The sequence below is a fragment of the Streptococcus mitis genome (assembly GCF_946190115.1).
GTDB lineage: Bacteria > Bacillota > Bacilli > Lactobacillales > Streptococcaceae > Streptococcus > Streptococcus mitis_CO.
This window is the reverse complement of the sequence record NZ_CAMHZG010000002.1, coordinates 159,542-178,329: the sequence shown is the minus strand read 5'-3', so window position 1 is coordinate 178,329 and position 18,788 is coordinate 159,542. Positions and strand designations below refer to the sequence as shown.

General features: G+C 40.4%; 13 protein-coding genes. 2 read left to right on the top strand and 11 right to left on the bottom strand.

The window, feature by feature from the left end; genetic code table 11:
- Position 1: 1 nt before the first annotated feature.
- The 3 genes from mutY to N8L90_RS01845 form a co-directional block, all read right to left on the bottom strand.
- Positions 2-1,177: an A/G-specific adenine glycosylase gene (gene mutY / locus N8L90_RS01855; RefSeq protein ID WP_261023927.1), complete on the bottom strand. Its 1,176-nt coding sequence runs from the start codon at positions 1,175-1,177 to the stop codon at positions 2-4.
- A gap of 546 nt (positions 1,178-1,723) precedes the next feature.
- Entirely contained in the window at positions 1,724-1,999 is a 276-nt protein-coding gene (locus N8L90_RS01850; protein WP_261023926.1) for an HU family DNA-binding protein, read from the bottom strand.
- A 107-nt stretch (positions 2,000-2,106) separates the two neighbouring features.
- Positions 2,107-2,946 (bottom strand): DegV family protein, encoded by an 840-nt coding sequence (locus N8L90_RS01845; RefSeq protein WP_023942676.1) that lies wholly within the window; start codon positions 2,944-2,946, stop codon positions 2,107-2,109.
- Between the two features lie 141 nt (positions 2,947-3,087).
- Between N8L90_RS01845 and N8L90_RS01840 the strand changes: the two genes are divergently transcribed.
- Positions 3,088-3,936 carry a YitT family protein gene (locus N8L90_RS01840; protein ID WP_000592063.1) on the top strand — a complete coding sequence of 283 codons (849 nt, stop codon included), beginning with the start codon at positions 3,088-3,090 and terminating at the stop codon, positions 3,934-3,936.
- 87 nt (positions 3,937-4,023) lie between these two features.
- Here N8L90_RS01840 and N8L90_RS01835 read toward each other — a convergent pair whose 3' ends face one another.
- The 7 genes from N8L90_RS01835 to N8L90_RS01805 form a co-directional block, all read right to left on the bottom strand.
- Entirely contained in the window at positions 4,024-4,941 is a 918-nt protein-coding gene (locus N8L90_RS01835) for a bifunctional riboflavin kinase/FAD synthetase (protein ID WP_023942679.1), read from the bottom strand.
- A 302-nt stretch (positions 4,942-5,243) separates the two neighbouring features.
- Positions 5,244-8,420 carry a carbamoyl-phosphate synthase large subunit gene (gene carB / locus N8L90_RS01830; RefSeq protein WP_261023925.1) on the bottom strand — a complete coding sequence of 1,059 codons (3,177 nt, stop codon included), beginning with the start codon at positions 8,418-8,420 and terminating at the stop codon, positions 5,244-5,246.
- 200 nt (positions 8,421-8,620) lie between these two features.
- The gene (locus N8L90_RS01825) at positions 8,621-9,700 is read right to left on the bottom strand and encodes a carbamoyl phosphate synthase small subunit (protein WP_077805018.1); all 1,080 of its coding nucleotides are present in this window, start codon (positions 9,698-9,700) and stop codon (positions 8,621-8,623) included.
- A 49-nt stretch (positions 9,701-9,749) separates the two neighbouring features.
- On the bottom strand, positions 9,750-10,673 hold the full coding sequence (locus N8L90_RS01820) for an aspartate carbamoyltransferase catalytic subunit (protein ID WP_261023924.1): 924 nt from the start codon (positions 10,671-10,673) through the stop codon (positions 9,750-9,752).
- An 18-nt stretch (positions 10,674-10,691) separates the two neighbouring features.
- Positions 10,692-11,213, bottom strand: coding sequence for a bifunctional pyr operon transcriptional regulator/uracil phosphoribosyltransferase PyrR (gene pyrR / locus N8L90_RS01815; RefSeq protein ID WP_261023923.1), 522 nt, complete (start codon positions 11,211-11,213; stop codon positions 10,692-10,694).
- Between the two features lie 210 nt (positions 11,214-11,423).
- Positions 11,424-12,053 carry an endonuclease III gene (gene nth, locus N8L90_RS01810; RefSeq protein ID WP_000244443.1) on the bottom strand — a complete coding sequence of 210 codons (630 nt, stop codon included), beginning with the start codon at positions 12,051-12,053 and terminating at the stop codon, positions 11,424-11,426.
- The gene (locus N8L90_RS01805) at positions 12,053-12,595 is read right to left on the bottom strand and encodes a YceD family protein (protein ID WP_060805712.1); all 543 of its coding nucleotides are present in this window, start codon (positions 12,593-12,595) and stop codon (positions 12,053-12,055) included. The genes nth and N8L90_RS01805 overlap by 1 nt, the downstream gene beginning before the upstream one ends.
- A 600-nt stretch (positions 12,596-13,195) precedes the next feature.
- On the opposite strand from N8L90_RS01805, the gene N8L90_RS01800 reads away from it, so the two are divergent.
- Entirely contained in the window at positions 13,196-14,746 is a 1,551-nt protein-coding gene (locus N8L90_RS01800) for an ATP-binding cassette domain-containing protein (protein WP_004249133.1), read from the top strand.
- Between the two features lie 302 nt (positions 14,747-15,048).
- On the opposite strand, the gene N8L90_RS01795 is transcribed toward N8L90_RS01800, so the two are convergent.
- The gene (locus tag N8L90_RS01795; protein WP_261023922.1) at positions 15,049-18,564 is read right to left on the bottom strand and encodes a pneumococcal-type histidine triad protein; all 3,516 of its coding nucleotides are present in this window, start codon (positions 18,562-18,564) and stop codon (positions 15,049-15,051) included.
- Positions 18,565-18,788 lie beyond the last annotated feature (224 nt).

Here is an 18,788-nt window from a genome sequence, read left to right as displayed (position 1 = left end):
GCTAGTCTTTGCTACTGTCTAAGTTAGTTTGTGCATAAGCCTGCCAGATTTTTTGTTGGGGTTTGGCAAGTGGGTAATTCTTAAACTCTTCTGGTGAAAGCCAGCGAACTTCCCTATCTGAAAAATCATGGTAGTCACTCACCTGACCTGCTACAATTTGAACATGCCACTTGCGATGGCTAAAGACATGCTTGACAGTCTCAAAATAAACATCAAGCCAATCAACTTCTAGGTCATAGTCCTGCTGGAAACTCTCTTCTGGACTGGGGCCAAAGTTCACACTTTCTTCCGCAATCTGATGAAAGAGGTCAAACTGCTCTTCTTGCGGAAACTCATCAACTTCTATCAAGGGGAAATGCCAAAATCCTGCCAACAAGTTTTCACTTTCATTTTTTTCAAGTAAAAATTGTCCCTGAGTATTTTTGACCACCAAGGCTTTAAGATAAATAGGGACCGGCTTTTTCTTAGGAGCTTTAATTGGATAACAGTCCATGCTTCCATTCTGATATGCCGCACTAAAGTCCTTAACTGGACTTTCTTCTGGTCTAGGATTTACAGGAGCCTCAATATCAGACCCCAAGTCCATCAGAGCTTGGTTGAAGTCACCCGGACGTTCTGGGTCAATCAAGATTTCCATCATTGCCTGAAAAATTTTACGATTACTTGGAATCCCAATATCGTGGTTGACTTCAAATAGACGCGCCAAAACCCGCATGACATTACCATCGACCGCTGGCTCAGGCAAATTAAAAGCGATACTGGAAATGGCTCCTGCTGTGTAAGGACCAATTCCTTTTAAACTGGAAATTCCTTCATAGGTGTTTGGAAATTGACCACCAAAGTCAGTCATAATCTGCTGGGCTGCAGCCTGCATATTACGAACTCGAGAATAATAACCCAAACCTTCCCAAGCCTTCAACAAACCTTCTTCAGGGGCAGTTGCCAAACTTTCCACTGTTGGAAACCAGTCCAAGAATCGTTCATAGTAAGGGATAACCGTATCCACTCTGGTCTGTTGGAGCATAATTTCAGACACCCAGATATGATAAGGATTTGTACTTCTACGCCACGGTAAATCTCGCTTGTTTCCATCATACCAGTTGAGGAGTTTCTCACGAAAAGAAACAATCTTCTCCTCCGGCCACATGACGATACCGTATTCTTTCAAATCTAACATATCTCTAGTATAACACAGAAGGTTTCACCTGTCTTTGTATCTGATTTATAATATTCTCAATAGACAGTATATGACTTTTCTTTCTACTTAAATATTTTTAATATGACTTCAGCTGAAAATCAATAAAGTATCGGAGAAGGTTATTATCCACTTTCAAGGTTTGATTTTGAGACAAATAATACTCAATGAAAATCAAAGAGCAAACTAGGAAGCTAGCTACAGGTTGCTCAAAGCACTGCTTTGAGGTTGTAGATAAGACTGACGAAGTCAGTCACATATATAATCCAAGGTGAAGCTGACGTGGTTTGAAGAGATTTTAGAAGAGTATAAGCTAGAAATACAGTATTATTTAAAATAGTCGATCATCCTACGGATAAACAATAAAAACTCATCACTCTTATAAAACAATGAGAACGCAGATTGATATCATCCTAAAACAAGTAACAAAGGGAAAATAATGTTTTGCCCCTTTTTTGCCCCCTATACACAAAAAAAGCCTACTGACCAAGCTAGAAAGCTTGATACAATAGGCTTTTTAAAGACTAATTATTTAACAGCGTCTTTAAGAGCTTTACCAGCTTTGAATGCTGGAACTTTAGAAGCTGCAATTGTGATTTCTTTACCAGTTTGTGGGTTGCGACCTTTACGTGCAGCACGCTCACGAACTTCAAAGTTACCAAAACCGATCAATTGAACTTTTTCACCAGCTGCAAGGTAGTCAGCTACTGCTGAAAATACAGCTTCAACTGCTGCTGCTGAGTCTTTCTTAGTCAATTCTGTAGCTTCTACTACTTTAGCGATCAAATCTTGTTTGTTTGCCATGTTAATGATTCCTCCAAATTAATTTCTAATTAACAAATATAATCATATCCTAAAATCCCTTATAGGTCAAGTTAAAAACGCTGTTTATTCGCATTTTCTTTATTTTTTTAGGAATGGTAACGTACCAAAATAGCCCACGCATTCTCACCTGTATGAGTCTGAATAATAGAACCGGTTTCTAAAACAGAAATTGGTTTTTCAACATAGGCTTGTAAACTTTCTTTCATCTCTTTTGCCCAGTCAGCATTACCAGAATATGAAATTCCAATCTCTGCTACAGAACGTTCAGAGAGAGATGTTGTCAACTCATCTAACCATTTTTTAAAGGTTTTAGCTCCACGACCTTTAACAATTGGCTGCAATTCATGGTCTTTCATTTGCATGACAACACGGATATTGAGAAGTGAGCTCAACAATCCAGTTACACGGCCAATTCGTCCACCTTTGACAAGATTTTCCAAAGTTGAAACACCAATATAAAGCTCTGTATGTTTTTTTACCTCTTCAACGTGAGATAAAATTTCCGCCATATCTTTGCCTTCTTGTGCTAATTTCGCAGCCTCAACAACTTGGAATTTCAAGGCTTGGTCAGTAAATGAACTATCGATAACTGTCACGTCGGCAGTAGATAGGCTGGCACCTTGGCGTGCTGCTTCTACAGTCCCCGAAAGAGCATGGGACATATGAATAGCAAGAATCTGGCTACCATCTTTGCATAGGTCTTCAAAAACTTCAGCGAAGACACCTACAGGCGGTTGACTTGTCTTAGGAAGATTCTTACTTGCTTGCATCAACTGAAGAAATTTACCTTCTTCTTTCAAATCAGCATCAGAATAAACAACATTATCAATCATTACAGATAATGGAACAATTGTAATATCTAATTGTTTTACTAGTTCTGGTTCAATAGTAACAGATGAATCGGTTACAATCTTAATTTTTGTCATAGTATCAATCTTTCTATTTTAGGATTCAGATTGGTTTTCTTACTTTTAATTATATCAAAAAAAGATTAAAAATCCTAATGGAGTCAATCAAATTTTCCGTAAAAATTTGATATAATCAACTTATAAGAAAAGAGGTGTCCTATGATTAAAAAAATTTACCCCATTTTAACCATTTTACTAGGTGCTGCTATTTATGCTTTTGGCCTGACTTATTTTGTAGTTCCCCATCATCTCTTTGAAGGAGGGGCGACAGGTATTACCCTCATCACCTTTTATCTTTTTAAAATCCCTGTTTCACTCATGAACTTGCTGATTAACATTCCCCTTTTCATTCTAGCTTGGAAAATATTTGGAGCAAAATCCCTCTATTCTAGTTTGCTAGGAACCTTAGCTTTGTCAGCTTGGTTGGCTTTTTTTGAGCGTATTCCCCTTCATATTGATCTTCAAGGTGATTTACTGATTACTGCACTTATAGCGGGAATTCTATTGGGAATTGGTCTTGGAATTATCTTTAATGCTGGAGGTACAACGGGCGGAACTGATATTCTAGCTCGTATTCTCAATAAATACACTCATATATCCATGGGGAAACTGCTCTTTATCTTAGATTTTTGTATTCTCATGCTCATTCTCCTAATCTTCAAGGACTTGAGATTGGTTTCTTACACACTCTTATTTGATTTTATCGTTTCTCGTGTCATTGATTTGATTGGCGAAGGTGGCTATGCTGGTAAAGGCTTTATGATTATCACAAAACGTCCTGACCAACTTGCTAAAGCGATTAATGATGACCTAGGAAGAGGCGTTACTTTTATTTCTGGTCAAGGCTACTATAGTAAAGAAAATTTGAAAATCATTTACTGTATTGTCGGTAGAAATGAGATTGTGAAAATGAAGGAAATGATTCATCGAATCGATCCTCAAGCCTTTATAACCATTACAGAAGCCCATGAAATCCTAGGAGAAGGCTTCACCTTTGAAAAAGAATAAAAAGAGGTAGTGTAGTGACCTCAAAAGTTAGACTTATTCATCTATCTTTTGGGTTACAAACAACCTCTTTTTTGTTTACTCAATCTCTTAAGACCAATTCCGAGCTACTTCTTCATCAGCCCTTAACTGATCCACTAATTGGTCAACTGAGTCAAATTTGGTCATATCTCGAATGCGATCAAGCCAATAAACCATGACGGTTTCCCCATAAATATCTTGATTAAAATCAAAAATATTGACTTCAAAACGTGCTTCTTCTCCATCAAAGGTCACATTTTTCCCGACACTAGCCATAGCACGATACTTCTGTCTTTGAATCTCAACATCAACGACATAAACGCCATCTGCTGGCATATAAGTACGATCTAAAAGCACCAAATTAGCTGTTGGATAACCAATCGTACGACCACGAGCATTGCCATGAACCACCATACCTCTTGATGGAAGCGGTGCCCCCAAAAGTTCTCCTGCTTCTTTCACATTTCCATCTAAAATAGCTTGACGGATACGAGTTGAACTAATCTTTCCTTTCTCATCTTCTACAGGTGGAACGATAATGACTTCTCCATCAAAGTAATCCTTTAAGTCTTCTGCCGTTTTTTGGTCAGAACCAAATGTATAGTCAAAACCTGCAACAATAATTTTGGCATTCATAGCCTTGATATAAGTTGCAAAAAATTCTTCTGCCGTGAGACTAGCGAATTGACTACTAAAATCAAGGAGATATAATTCTTCTACGCCTTCACGCTTTAGTTTCCTCTCACGTTCAGCAGGGTTCAAAATATGTAAAAACAGATCAGGATGATAAGGCTCTAAAGCGATCTTTGGAGATTCATTAAAGGTCATAACGACGATAGGCAATAAGTCCTTTCTCGCAGCCTTATTGGCAACACGAAATAATTCTTGATGCCCCTTGTGTATACCATCAAAATAGCCGAGAACAACGACTGAATCAGATGGTGTACCAATATCTTTTTGGTTTTTTATAGGAATAGTAATAATCATAAAATAATTATATCATAGCGATAGCTATTTCTGGAACAGAAAATCTGAAATGTCGTTTTTTTCACCTGAAATGACCATTTTTACAAAAGGGAGTAGCATGCAAATATATATTGACTCTGATATACTAGAATTACAAAAAAGGTGAACGATTAACATCATAAGCCATTCCCAATTTATTCTTATCGCATCACAATTCATCATCATCCTTGAGTGAAGAACTGATAGTTGAATAGCCTGCACTAATATCGCAAAAGCCAGCGTTTTCTGACGCTGGCTTTTAAACTGTGAAAAACTTTTCTAAACTAGATTGCTTCTGTGACAAAACTACGGCTTTCCAATACTTTGAGCATGGCGTTAGCTGTATCTAGGGCTGTAAAGAGGGGCACCCCGTGTTCAATGGCTGAACGGCGAATTTGCTCACCATCTTCGTCAGCAGTTCGTTTTGTTCCTACTGTGTTAATGATAGCTTGAATTCTTCCTTTGCGTACAAAACTTGGAATATCCTTATCGTCATCACCAATCTTACCAACAGGTTGGGCTTGCAATCCATGACTGGCAAAGAAGGCTGCTGTCCCTTCTGTCGCGAGGATTCCATAGCCAATATTTTGGAAACGACGAGCCAAGTCCAAGGCTTCTTCTTTGGCATCATCAGCGATGGTAAATACAACGTTACCAAAGGTTGGCAAGTGTAAGTAAGAAGCTTCAAAGGCCTTATATAGAGCTTTTTCCAAAGTCGTATCAGAACCCATAACTTCCCCTGTTGACTTCATTTCAGGACCAAGTAAGCTGTCTACCTTAGCTAGTTTGGTAAAGGAGAAGACAGGTGCCTTGATATGAACGCGGGTGCTTTCAGGGTAAAGTCCATCTTGGTAGCCAAGTTCTTCAAGTTTTTGACCAAGAATGAGCTTGGTTGCTACTTGAGCCATAGGGATATTGGTCACTTTAGAAAGAAATGGAACCGTACGGCTGGCACGTGGATTGACCTCAATAACATAGACTTTTTCATCCTTGATAACAAACTGGATGTTCATCATTCCAAGGCAGTTAAGACCGATTGCTAGGCGTTTAGTATAGTCTGCAATTGTTTCTTGCACCTTTTGCGACAAGGTTTGTGGTGGGTAAACGGCCATTGAGTCACCTGAGTGGACACCAGCACGTTCGATATGCTCCATGATACCAGGGATAAGGACATTTTCCCCGTCTGAGATGGCATCAACTTCGCACTCTTTCCCAACAATATAAGAATCGACAAGAACTGGGTGGTCTGGACTAGCCTTAACAGCTGTGCGCATGTAAGAACGAAGATCTTCTTCGTTTTCAACGATTTCCATGGCACGTCCACCAAGTACATAAGATGGGCGGACAAGAACTGGGAAGCCAATCTTGCGAGCTGCAAGAACTGCTTCTTCTTCATTGGTAGCCGTTTGTCCTGGTGGCTGCGGAATATCTAAATCTTTGAGCGCTTGTTCAAAGAGGTCACGGTCTTCGGCACGGTCTAGGTCAGCAACTTGTGTACCTAGGATGGTCACACCTGCTTTTGCCAGTGGCTCCGCAAGGTTGATAGCTGTTTGACCACCGAACTGAACGATAACCCCTTTTGGTTGCTCCAAGTCAATAACATTCATAACATCTTCGAATGTCAAGGGTTCAAAGTAAAGCTTGTCAGATACAGAAAAGTCTGTTGAAACGGTCTCTGGATTTGAGTTCATGATGATGGCTTCATAACCAGCTGTCTGGATAGCCTTAACTGAGTGAACCGTTGCATAGTCAAACTCGACCCCTTGACCGATACGGATTGGACCTGAACCTAGAACAAGTACAGATTCTTTATCAGATCTGATAGATTCATTTTCCCAACCATAGGTTGAATAGAAGTATGGTGTTTCAGAGTCAAACTCTGCCGCACAAGTATCTACCATCTTGTAGACTGGGACAATCTTGTTTTCCAAACGAAGCTGACGAACTTGGTCTGCAGTCGTTTCCCAAAGTTCAGCAATCTTACGGTCTGAAAATCCATTTAGTTTAGCCGTTTTCAAAACGTCTAGATCTTGTGGATGAGCTCCCAACTCCTGTTCAATTTCAAAGATATGCAAGAGTTTATCCAGATAGAAGATATCAATCTTAGTCAATTCAGCAATTTCTTCGGGTGTGTAGCCACGACGAATGGCTTCTGATACATAGAAAAGACGATCATCTTGGGCTTTCACAACCTTTTCAATCAAGGCATCATCCGAAACAGATGCAAGCTCAGGCATTTCATTGTGGTGAACGCCAATTTCAAGGGAACGACAAGCTTTAAGGAGAGATTCTTCGATGTTTCGACCGATTGCCATGACTTCTCCAGTGGCCTTCATCTGTGTCCCCAGACGACGCTCCCCTTTTTCAAACTTGTCAAATGGGAAACGCGGAATCTTGGCAACCACGTAGTCAAGGGCAGGTTCAAACATGGCATAGGTTGAACCAGTGACTGGGTTTATAACCTCGTCCAAGGTCAAACCGACGGCAATCTTGGCAGCCAATTTAGCGATTGGATACCCTGTCGCCTTAGAAGCAAGGGCTGACGAACGCGATACACGAGGGTTTACTTCGATGACATAGTACTTGAAGCTGTGGGGATCAAGGGCCAACTGAACGTTACATCCCCCTTCAATCTTAAGGGCACGAATGATGCTCAAGCTCGCGTCACGTAGCATTTGGTTTTCATAGTCTGACATGGTTTGCGCAGGGGCAAATACGATGGAATCCCCTGTGTGAATCCCAACTGGGTCAAAGTTTTCCATGTTACAAACAACCAAAGCATTGTCAGCTGAGTCACGCATCACTTCGTACTCAATTTCCTTGAAACCGGCAATCGAACGCTCAATCAAACATTGGGTAACAGGTGACAATTTCAAACCATTTTCAGCGATTTCACGCAATTCTTCCTCGTTGGCACACATACCACCACCAGTACCACCAAGGGTAAAGGCTGGACGAACGATGACTGGGTAGCCAATTGTTGCTGCAAAGGCAACTGATTCTTCTACTGTATTAACAATTTCAGATTCAGGAATAGGTTGGTTGAGCTCTTCCATCAATTGTTTAAAGAGGTCACGGTCCTCTGCTTGGTCAATGGCAGATAATTTAGTACCCAGAAGTTCAACACCAAGCTCATCGAGGATACCATTTTTAGACAATTCCATGGCCATGTTAAGACCTGTCTGACCACCGAGTGTTGGTAGCAAGGCATCTGGACGTTCCTTACGAAGAATACGAGTCACAAACTCAAGTGTAATTGGTTCAATATAAACCTTGTCCGCAATTTCCTTGTCCGTCATGATAGTTGCAGGGTTTGAGTTAACCAAAACAACCTCATAACCTTCCTCTTTCAACGACAAGCAAGCCTGGGTCCCAGCGTAGTCAAACTCAGCAGCCTGACCAATAATAATCGGACCAGAACCAATCACCATAATTTTTTTAATATCAGTACGTTTAGGCATAGTTTATGATACAAAGCCCGTAAAGAACACAGTGAAAATAGGAAACTCGGTGCAGACGCCTTCAGCGTCAAGACGATGTTTATCTTTTTCACACAGTTCTTAGGGCGTGTTCACTTCCGCGAACAATGTATCTTCTCCTTTCTATTCGTCGCCTCTCAGGGCGACATTAAATAAATTCTCCAACGAGCTTTTACTCGTTCTTAGTTTGATTGTTTAAAAGCTTCCATCATCTCGATAAACTCGTCAAATAGGTAGCTTGCGTCGTGTGGACCAGGGGCTGCATCTGGGTGATATTGAACAGAGAAAGCAGGTTGGTATCTGTGGCGCACACCTTCAACTGACTTGTCATTGATTTCTTCGTGGGTAATAATCAAATGCTCTGGCAAATCCTCACGGCTAACTGCATAACCATGGTTCTGACTGGTGAAGTCTACTCGTCCTGTTGCAATTTCACGTACCGCATGGTTGAATCCACGGTGACCAAATTTCATCTTGTAGGTCTTAGCACCATTTGCCATGGCGAAGAGTTGATGCCCCATACAAATACCAAAGATTGGAATTTTTCCTTGTACACCGCGAATCATATCCAGTGCCTGTGGAACATCTTCTGGGTTACCTGGACCATTTGACAACATAACTCCGTCAGGATTGAGATGGAGAATTTCTTCAGCCGTTGTCGAATAAGGAACAACCGTCACGTTACAGTTACGCTTAGAAAGTTCACGTAGAATTGAGTGCTTGAGACCAAAGTCCACTAAGACAACACTCAAACCAACTCCTGGAGCTGGATAGGATGTTTTAGTAGAAACCTGCTTGATATTGTCTGTCGGTAAAACTGTTGCTTGGAGCTGGTCAGTCACATGGTCCATGCTGTCCCCAACATGGGTCAAGGTTGCACGCATGGTACCATGCTTACGGATAATCTTGGTAAGTGCACGCGTATCAATCCCTGAAATACCCGGAATTTTCTTGGCTTTCAAGAATTCATCCAAGGTCATTTGATTACGCCAGTTACTTGCTCTACGCGCTTCTTCAAAAACAACGACTCCCTTACAAGTTGGAATAATGGATTCGTAATCATCACGGTTAATTCCATAATTTCCCACCAAAGGATAAGTAAAGGTCAAGATTTGTCCATTATAAGACTGGTCTGTAATGGATTCTTGGTAGCCGGTCATCCCTGTATTAAAGACGATTTCGCCTGTTACATCAATATCTGCTCCGAAGGCCTTGCCTTCAAAAATTGTTCCATCTTCTAATACTAGAAGTCTTTTTGTCATATTTTCACCTCTCGTGGACGCTCACTGGCGTCTTTTAACGTCTTGTGTTTTAGTTGGCGTTTCTACTCGCCAGTACGGATTCTAAGATTGCCATTCGAACAAAGACACCATTGGTCATTTGTTGGACAATCCGTGATTTTGGTGCTTCAACCAAGTGGTCTGCGATTTCTACATCACGGTTGACTGGAGCTGGGTGCATGAGGATTGCTGTTTCTTTCAAACGGTCATAACGTTCTTGAGTCAAGCCATGTTGGGCATGGTAGTCTTCTTTTGAAAAGACAGCTCCACTATCATGGCGTTCATGTTGCACACGGAGAAACATCATGACATCCACCTGATCAATGATTTCATCAATGGTTACAAACTGTCCATAGTCTGCAAACTCTTGACTTCTCCATTCCTCAGGTCCAGCAAAATAAAGTTCTGCACCTAAGCGTTTCAAAATCTGCATATTGGATTTGGCAACGCGTGAATGGTCCAAGTCACCTGCAATAGCGACCTTGAGCCCCTCAAAGTGACCAAATTCCTCATAAATAGTCATCAAATCAAGCAAGCTCTGGCTAGGGTGTTGGCCCGAACCATCTCCACCATTGATGATGGAAGTCGTAATCGTGGGACTAGCAATTAACTCTCTGTAGTAGTCAACCTCTGGGTGACGAATCACACAGACGTCAACTCCTAAAGAAGACAAAGTCAAAATGGTATCATAAAGTGTTTCACCCTTATTGACTGAACTAGTCTTCACATCAAAGTCCAGTCGTTCCAATCCCAGTTTAATCTCTGCCACTTCAAAGGACTTATGCGTCCGTGTAGAATCCTCAAAGAAAAGATTGGAAACAATCGGATGATCCTCATAGGGAAGCTGAGCTCCGTTTTTAAACTCAATTCCTCGCTTGATCAATTTCATGACTTGATCGACAGTGAGGTCTTCCATGGACACCACATGGTTCAATGCTTGTTGATTTTCTGACATGGCTACTCCTTTAGCTTTCTAAGCTTCTTCAGTAATCAGAACTCTGTCTTGGCCATCAAGTTCTGTCATCTCTACGATGATTTCTTCAGAACGACTGGTTGGGATATTTTTTCCAACGTAATCTGGACGGATTGGTAGTTCTCTGTGGCCACGATCGACTAAAACCGCTAAACTCACGCGCGCAGGACGACCATGACCTACAATATTATCAATAGCAGCACGGATAGTACGGCCTGTATAGAGCACATCGTCCACCAAAATAACTTCACGGTCTGTCACATCAACAGAAACCAAAGAAGTATCTTCTCCACTTTTAATATCATCACGGAAGGGTTTAGTATCCAATTCCACAACAGGAACTGAAAGATTTTCTAGTTGCTCCAAACGTTCTTGGATACGGTGGGCGATAAATACACCACGAGTTTTAATACCAGCCAAGACGATTTTATTCAAATCTTTGTTGCGTTCGATAATCTCATAAGTAATACGCGTAATCGCTCGTTTGACGGTCAATTCGTCTACAACTTCTTTTGTCTTCATGACAAACCTCCAAAAAGAAAAGTCTCCTCAAACAAGGAGACTTGAAATGTATAGCTAAGTAAGCCCTACTACAAACAGTATAGACTTCACCCTACTACTTAATCGTTCTCCTTGCCTGCCTCACGGGACAGGTTTAAAGGAATATTTAGTTATCAATTACTATAGCACAAAGCATGCTTAAAATCAAGCAAAAACTTTCGATGTTCCATCTTACAAATTGCTAAAATCATATAACTGTGGGTACTGGTCACACTCTGGATTTTTAGGATGGCAAATGGCTCTTCCAAAATAAATCATAGCCTGATGGGCAGCTAACCACTGCTCCGGTGGCAAGATATCCATGACCCGCTTTTCCACCTCAAGCGGTGTCGCTGATTTTTTGACGATATCGTGGTGTTTGCAAATACGCTCCACATGAGTGTCTACTGCAAAGGCTGGAATTCCAAAGCCCACACTCATGACAACATTGGCTGTCTTGCGACCAACACCTGCCAAACTCTCCAATTCCTCTCGTGTTTGAGGGACTTGACCATCAAAATCGTCTAGTAGCTGTTGGGCACATTTTTTAAGGAATTTAGCCTTATTCCGATACAGTCCCAGGCGAGAAATGTGTGAAGCAATCTCACTCTCAGTCGCCACAGACATGGCTTGTGGCGTTGGAAAGGCAGCAAAGAGACCTGGTGTGGCCTTATTTACCGCTGCATCCGTTGTCTGGGCTGACAACATGACCGCAACCAAGAGTTCAAAATGATTGGTAAAATCAAGACTGGGCTTGGCATCTGGAAACAGAGCAATAATTTCTTCTAGCACCTTTCGTGCGCGTTTTTTTGACAAGACCATTATTCGTCTCCGTCAAATAGTCCTTGTAAGCCAGCAAAAGGACTGTTTTCTTCTTTCTTAACTGCTTGTTGGGCTTGGTATTCTTCCTCTGTCATGATTTGCCAGTCATTTCCAGAAACAAATCCTTGACCAGCCTCTTCTTCAGCCGTCAAGACCTTGATAGGAATGTTTAGTAGGATATTGTCTGACACGCTCTCAGCAAGGTCAAGTTCTCCATTTTCGATAGGCAAGACCAAATCATCATCTAAAACTTCCTGATCTAGCTGGTTGGTTGCGCCTTCCATGAAAACTTCCGTTACTGGATAAGATTCAACTAACTCAACTGGCTCCATACTGCGACTTGAAGCAAGAACAATGGTATAAGATAGTTGATAATCTAAGAAATACATACGGTCTTCGTACTGTACTTTCCCAACTGCAAGGATATCTTTTACATCTAAAATTTCTTGATTACGTGCATGCAGGTCTGCGGCTAGGTCTAAGGTTTGTTCAAAATGCAAGCCTTCAGACTGCTTACGAATTTCTTGAATATTTAATTTCATACTTCCTCCATAAAGATTTACTCTCTTGATTATACCATGAAAAGGCTACAAATCAGCCCACCAAACTTTGTAATTAAAATTCGATTTTTTTAATATATTTATCACTATATTTTTTGGTGCTATACTATAGGCAATAATACATGATAGCAAGGAGGATGCTCACATGGAAAACAAAGAACTCATTACAAATGCTTACCACTCGGATTTTAGAACTTGGAATTTCCAGTTTTCTGTTGACAAAATTTCCTTAAAGGTATAGTATAAAGATACTAATACTCGGAGGTAAGGGAGACATGAACAACTAAGTCTATCAAATAAAGAACCTTTATTTAGTAGATCTTGTTTTTGTCTCTTTTTGTGTACTCTTTTATGCTCTTTCTTCTGGCATTTTATACTCAATGAAAATCAAAGAGCAAACTAGGAAGCGAGCCACAGGTTGCTCAAAGCACTGCTTTGAGGTTGTAGATAAGACTGACGAAGTCAGTTACATATATCTACGGTAAGGCGACGCTGACGTGGTTTGAAGAGATTTTCGAAGAGTATTAATAGAGTTTTTTGACATAAACTTTGGCTCTACTAGGTAAAGTAGAGCTTTTTGTTATGCACTATGAACATTCTAGAAAGGGCAATCATATGATAAAAATCAATCACCTGACCATCACACAAAACAAAGATTTACGAGACCTTGTCTCTGATCTAAGCATGACCATCCAGGATAGGGAAAAGGTAGCTATTATTGGAGAGGAAGGAAATGGCAAATCAACCTTACTTAAAACTTTAATGGGAGAAGCTTTGCCTGATTTCACTATCAGGGGAGACATTCAATCTGATTATCAATCAATAGCCTACATTCCTCAAAAACTCCCCGAGGACCTGAAAAAGAAAACTCTACACGACTACTTTTTCTTAGATCCTGCTGATTTAGACTACAGTATCCTCTATCGTTTGGCGGAGGAGTTGCATTTTGATGGCGATCGCTTCGCTAGCAACCAAGAAATTGGTAGTCTATCAGGGGGTGAAGCTTTGAAAATTCAGCTCATCCATGAGTTAGCCAAACCCTTTGAGATTCTATTTTTAGATGAACCTTCAAATGACCTAGACCTTGAGACGGTTGATTGGCTAAAAAGACAGATACAGAAGATGAGGCAAACCGTTATTTTCATTTCCCATGATGAAGACTTTCTTTCTCAAACGGCAGACACTATTGTTCACTTGCGACTGGTCAAGCACCGTAAAGAAGCAGAAACGCTAGTAGAGCATTTAGACTATGATAGCTATAGCGACCAGAGAAAGGCTAATTTTACCAAACAAAGCAAGCAAGCTGCTAACGACCAAAGAGCCTACGATAAAACCATGGAAAAACATCGGCGAGTCAAGCAAAATGTAGAAACTGCGCTTCGAGCTACCAAAGACAGTACTGCCGGTCGCCTATTGGCTAAAAAGATGAAAACTGTCCTCTCACAAGAAAAACGCTACGAAAGGGCAGCTCAGGCCATGACCCAAAAGCCACTTGAAGAGGAAGAAATCAGACTTTTCTTCTCAGATATCCAACCATTACCGGCTTCTAAAGTCTTAATCCAACTGGAAAAGGAAAATTTGTCCATTAGCGAGCGCGTTTTAGTTCAGGAGTTACAACTAACTGTCCGTGGCCGAGAAAAAATCGGTATCATCGGACCAAATGGTGTTGGAAAATCAACTCTGTTAGCCAAGTTGCAACAACTACTAAGCGCCAAAAGAGAAATTTCGCTTGGTTTTATGCCACAAGATTACCACAAAAAACTGCAATTGGATTTATCACCAATAGCCCACCTCAGCAAAACTGGAGAAAAAGAGGAACTACAGAAAATCCAATCTCACTTAGCCAGTCTCAATTTCAGTTATCCAGAAATGCAACATCAAATCCGCTCCCTATCTGGCGGACAACAGGGTAAACTCCTGCTTTTGGATTTAGTCTTGTGCAAACCAAACTTTCTCCTGTTGGATGAACCTACACGAAACTTTTCTCCAACTTCTCAACCCCAAATCAGAAAACTCTTTGCAACCTATCCAGGCGGTCTCATCACTGTTTCGCATGACCGTCGTTTCTTAAAAGAGGTCTGTTCAAGCATCTATCGCTTGACAGAACACGGTTTGGAGGTAGTTAATTTATAAGATTCATACTCATGAGGATAATTCTTTGCTTTGGAGCGCTATTTAAACATTATAATCAGTGAATAAATCTTATATCCACATTCAAGTCAATAATTTCTTGTAATCAACTCTAAATAGACGGATAAAAACTACTTCTAACTATCAAAAAACGAGCACCTCCTCAGTTGGAAATGCTCGTTTTCTTATGTTGCCATGGTTTATAATTACAATGAGAAATAGGAAACAGACTTGAATGGGAAAATCTCCTAGATCTACGACCACAAACTTTTTATCTACCAACTTTTTTATTCTACTGGTTTTTCTTAATTTCCAGTACTTGTTGTAGATTCTGCTGTTTCCTTTTCTGAAGTTGATTCAGCAGTTTTAGAATCTGTTGCGTTGCTCGGTTTGTTTTCGTCACTGGCAGTTTCACTGTTAGATTCTGCAGCTGCGTTTGGTTGGTTCTCAGCACTTGTCTTATCAGCATTTGTTGCTGGACTTGCTTCTTCACTCGCGCTTGATTTTGACTTGATTTCTTGATTCAAGATCAGAATAGCTTTTGTCAACTCAAGTAAAGCAGCCTTATCTTTACTCTTAGCAGAAAGTTGATCTAGTAGAGTATCCACCTTATCAAAGTCCTCATCAGAACCCTTATTATTTTCTAAGTAAGCATGAAGTGACATGAGGATATCGTACAGCTTTTGATAGAGTATAAGTGTCTGAGGATCTTGCTCAGCATTTTCCTTCTCTTGTTGAAGAGCGCTAGCGATACGAGTCAAGACATCTTTTACCTGACTGTTTACTTCATCCAAGTCTGCATCAGCCTTGTTTGTAGCAGCTTTGAGATTTTCTACTTCTTCTGTCAAGGATTGTCTGATTCCTTCTTCTTGGATTTGCTCTAAGAGTTGAGTTGCCTTGCTCAAAAGACTTTCTACTTGTTCCTTGCTGACATGATTCATATGCTCTTCAGGCATAAAGTCTCCGTACAATTCTTTCAAGAAGCCATAAATGGCTGTCTTGGCACTTTGATTATCAACTTTTTCAGTATCTAGAACTGTCTGACTTGATTTCGCAGTAGTTGGCTGAGCTTTCAACGCTTCTTCCACTTCTTGTTTTGCCTGATAGATGCTTGGGAATAATTTGTTCAATTCTGCTGCCTTAAGGAAGGATTGAGATTGATACAAGGTCCAAGTCAACTGAGCCACTTTGTTTCGAAGTTCATCACTCAAACGACCGTCATTTACGTGTTCGTAGAAGTACTTGATGTATTCAACTGTTGTAACACCTGTTCGATCATTAAAGTCTTGAAGAGCTTGAAGTTGTGATTCAACCGCTACTAAAGCAGCCTCATCTTTAGCCAATTTAGCTTCTTGGAGTCGAACGAGAAGGTCTTTCTTAGGAAGTCCATAAGAGTCTGTATCCAAGGTATTGATTTTATCAATCAAGGCCTGATATTTCTTATCTAGAGCGCTTGTTTCAACAGGTTTGACACTTTCATCAATATGGATATATTGCTTATCAAAGAGATCCAGTGTTGCAAGATAACCTGCTGTAGAGTTAGTTGCCAGTTTCTTCATGTTTTCAGTAAACTGACCTAAGGCTAACTCAATCTGTCTTTGTTCGATAGGCTTGTCTTTGTAGATACTTCTGCTATCAGCTAGAAGTTGATCTACTTTTTCCAAGACTGCCTTCTCATCAAAAGCTCCAGGTTGATAATTGGATTGTAGGGCTGGAATCTTGTTTTTCAAAGCTACTTCATAGCCCTTCGTTTGAACCTTGATGTAGTGATTATGGTCGCCATGAGGAATCACAAAACTACCATTTTCTACCTGTAAACTATAAGGAGACACACCATCTCGCAAAGCAGTGGTATAGAGTTCGTTTAGGAAATCAAGTTCTGGATTGCCAGTTTGTAGTGGCAAACGAACATGTTCCTTACGAACAGCATATGGGTGGATATGAGTTGGATCGTAGGCTTGGTCTGGATTTCCAAAGACAAAGAATCCGTTTGAAATTCTAATCGCTTCAAGTGGAACACCATAAGTTTTAGAGATATAAGCAATCTTTTCTTCATCGCTAGCATCTTTTGAGAAAGACTCTACCGTTTTAGCAAGAGGTTTTACAGGCTCTGCATCATGATGTGTTTTCAGATGGTCTTGCGCTGCCTTAATTTGCTCTGCTGTCAAATCCTTCTTGAAGAAGTAATGATTGTGGTCTCCGTGACTCATGACAAAGCCTTGTTCATCCTCACTGATGACACGATTGGCATCAAAACCGTGATCATGGTCTTCATCATGATGGTGTCCATGATGATCTTCATCGTGATCGTCATCATGAGCTGGATTTGGTGTTGCTGCATTTACCCCTTTCAAGTGGTCTTGCGCTGCCTTGATTTGATCAGCTGACAAGTCCTTCTTGAAGAAGTAATGATTATGATCACCATGACTCATGATAAATCCTGCTCCATCTTCAGCAATAATACGATTGGCATCAAAGCCGTGTCCACCTTCTTCATGTTCCTCATGTGAAACACCAGAATTGACTGGAAGAGATGGCGAAGGTGTTGTTAACCCATTATTTGGAAGAGTCGGTTGCCCAATTTGATTCGCCTTAGGAATGTAATGGAAATGATCACCATGTCTGACGATATAAGCTGTAGCCGTTTCTTCAACGATATCTTTTGGATTAAAAATATAACCATCAGATGCTGAAGGAATTTCCTTATTTAACGTTGAAGAAGCATTATTCAATATAGATGGATTACTTGGAAGACTTCCTAGACTAGACGCTACTTCATGAGGTTTTTCATTTGTAGAGACCGTAGAACCAGTTCCACCGATAGGCACCATTCTAGCAATCTTTTCTTCTAAAGGAGAGAGCTTGCTGTAAGGAATAAAGTGATAATGGTCACCATGCGGAATCGCAACACCATTTGGTGTACGACTGATAATCTTAGCAGGGTCAAAGACCAGACCATCTGATTCACTGTAACGTTGGTCGCTAGGTGAATCGTAGAGTTCTTTCAATAGACTTTGGAGATTTTCAACTTTGCTTTCTGGCTTGCTAGTTGATTCTTTCTCTATAGCTTGATTAGTATTATCACTAGCTGTTGAAGAATAACTTAGCTGACTTGGTTGCGTATTTTTGCCAGCTAAATGAGCTTTAGCTGCTGCTAACTCACTAGCAGACAAATCACCTTTTGGAATATAGTGGTAGTGACCTCCGTGAGGAACAATATAAGCATCACCAGTATCTTCGATAATATCAGCTGGATTAAAGACATAACCATCATCTGTCGTATAGCGTCCCTGAGACCTTGCTACAGCAACATCTGAGTTTACCTTCTCCTTATCTTTGACATGTTCTTGTTTTTGACGATTGATTTCATCCTTGGTTCGAACATTATCAGCATGAGCTGCATCTTTAAGGTAGACATAATATTTTCCATCTACCTTGATGATATAACCACCCTTGACTTCATTGATAATATCTCCATCCTTAAGTTGGTAGTTTGGATCCTTCATCAAGAGTTCCTCACTAAAGAGGGCATCATAAGGAACTTTCCCATTGTAGTAATGATAGTGATCACCGTGTGACGTCACATAGCCCTGATCTGTAATTTTGATGACAATTTGCTCAGCCTGAATTCCTTCTTTTTGACTGACCTGATCTGGTGTCAGGTTTTCAGTTTTCTGACTTGACTGACTGCCATCCACATAAGAGACACGATTATTGTCCTTATTTTCCTGCGATCGATGCTGGCTCAGTGCATAAGCACAAAGACTCAAGGATACGATAACAGCTGATCCAGCTGCTATATATTTTTTACTGAATTTCATAAATCCCTCATTTCAATAAATGATGAAGCTTTTTCTTAACTTCCTTTACTTGATTAAATAGTTTTCTAAATTGGTTATTTAACCAATTAATTAACCAGTAAATAGTTTACATTTTTTAAGTTTATCTGTCAAGATTTTTATGTTATTTTAATCATGCCCCCCTAAAACGGGTGATTTGCCTGTCTCACACCTGACTTAGCGAAACGGACTGAAAGTCACGTAAT

Excerpts from the sequence above, each read along its gene's own strand:
- pyrR (WP_261023923.1), bottom strand. The coding sequence starts at position 11,213 with ATGAAGACAAAAGAAGTTGTAGACGAATTGACCGTCAAACGAGCGATT.
- N8L90_RS01820 (WP_261023924.1), bottom strand. The coding sequence starts at position 10,673 with ATGTCAGAAAATCAACAAGCATTGAACCATGTGGTGTCCATGGAAGAC.
- N8L90_RS01850 (WP_261023926.1), bottom strand. The coding sequence starts at position 1,999 with ATGGCAAACAAACAAGATTTGATCGCTAAAGTAGTAGAAGCTACAGAA.
- N8L90_RS01805 (WP_060805712.1), bottom strand. The coding sequence starts at position 12,595 with ATGAAATTAAATATTCAAGAAATTCGTAAGCAGTCTGAAGGCTTGCAT.
- carB (WP_261023925.1), bottom strand. The coding sequence starts at position 8,420 with ATGCCTAAACGTACTGATATTAAAAAAATTATGGTGATTGGTTCTGGT.
- mutY (WP_261023927.1), bottom strand. The coding sequence starts at position 1,177 with ATGTTAGATTTGAAAGAATACGGTATCGTCATGTGGCCGGAGGAGAAG.
- N8L90_RS01845 (WP_023942676.1), bottom strand. The coding sequence starts at position 2,946 with ATGACAAAAATTAAGATTGTAACCGATTCATCTGTTACTATTGAACCA.
- N8L90_RS01825 (WP_077805018.1), bottom strand. The coding sequence starts at position 9,700 with ATGACAAAAAGACTTCTAGTATTAGAAGATGGAACAATTTTTGAAGGC.
- N8L90_RS01840 (WP_000592063.1), top strand. The coding sequence starts at position 3,088 with ATGATTAAAAAAATTTACCCCATTTTAACCATTTTACTAGGTGCTGCT.
- N8L90_RS01800 (WP_004249133.1), top strand. The coding sequence starts at position 13,196 with ATGCACTATGAACATTCTAGAAAGGGCAATCATATGATAAAAATCAAT.
- nth (WP_000244443.1), bottom strand. The coding sequence starts at position 12,053 with ATGGTCTTGTCAAAAAAACGCGCACGAAAGGTGCTAGAAGAAATTATT.
- N8L90_RS01835 (WP_023942679.1), bottom strand. The coding sequence starts at position 4,941 with ATGATTATTACTATTCCTATAAAAAACCAAAAAGATATTGGTACACCA.
- N8L90_RS01795 (WP_261023922.1), bottom strand. The coding sequence starts at position 18,564 with ATGAAATTCAGTAAAAAATATATAGCAGCTGGATCAGCTGTTATCGTA.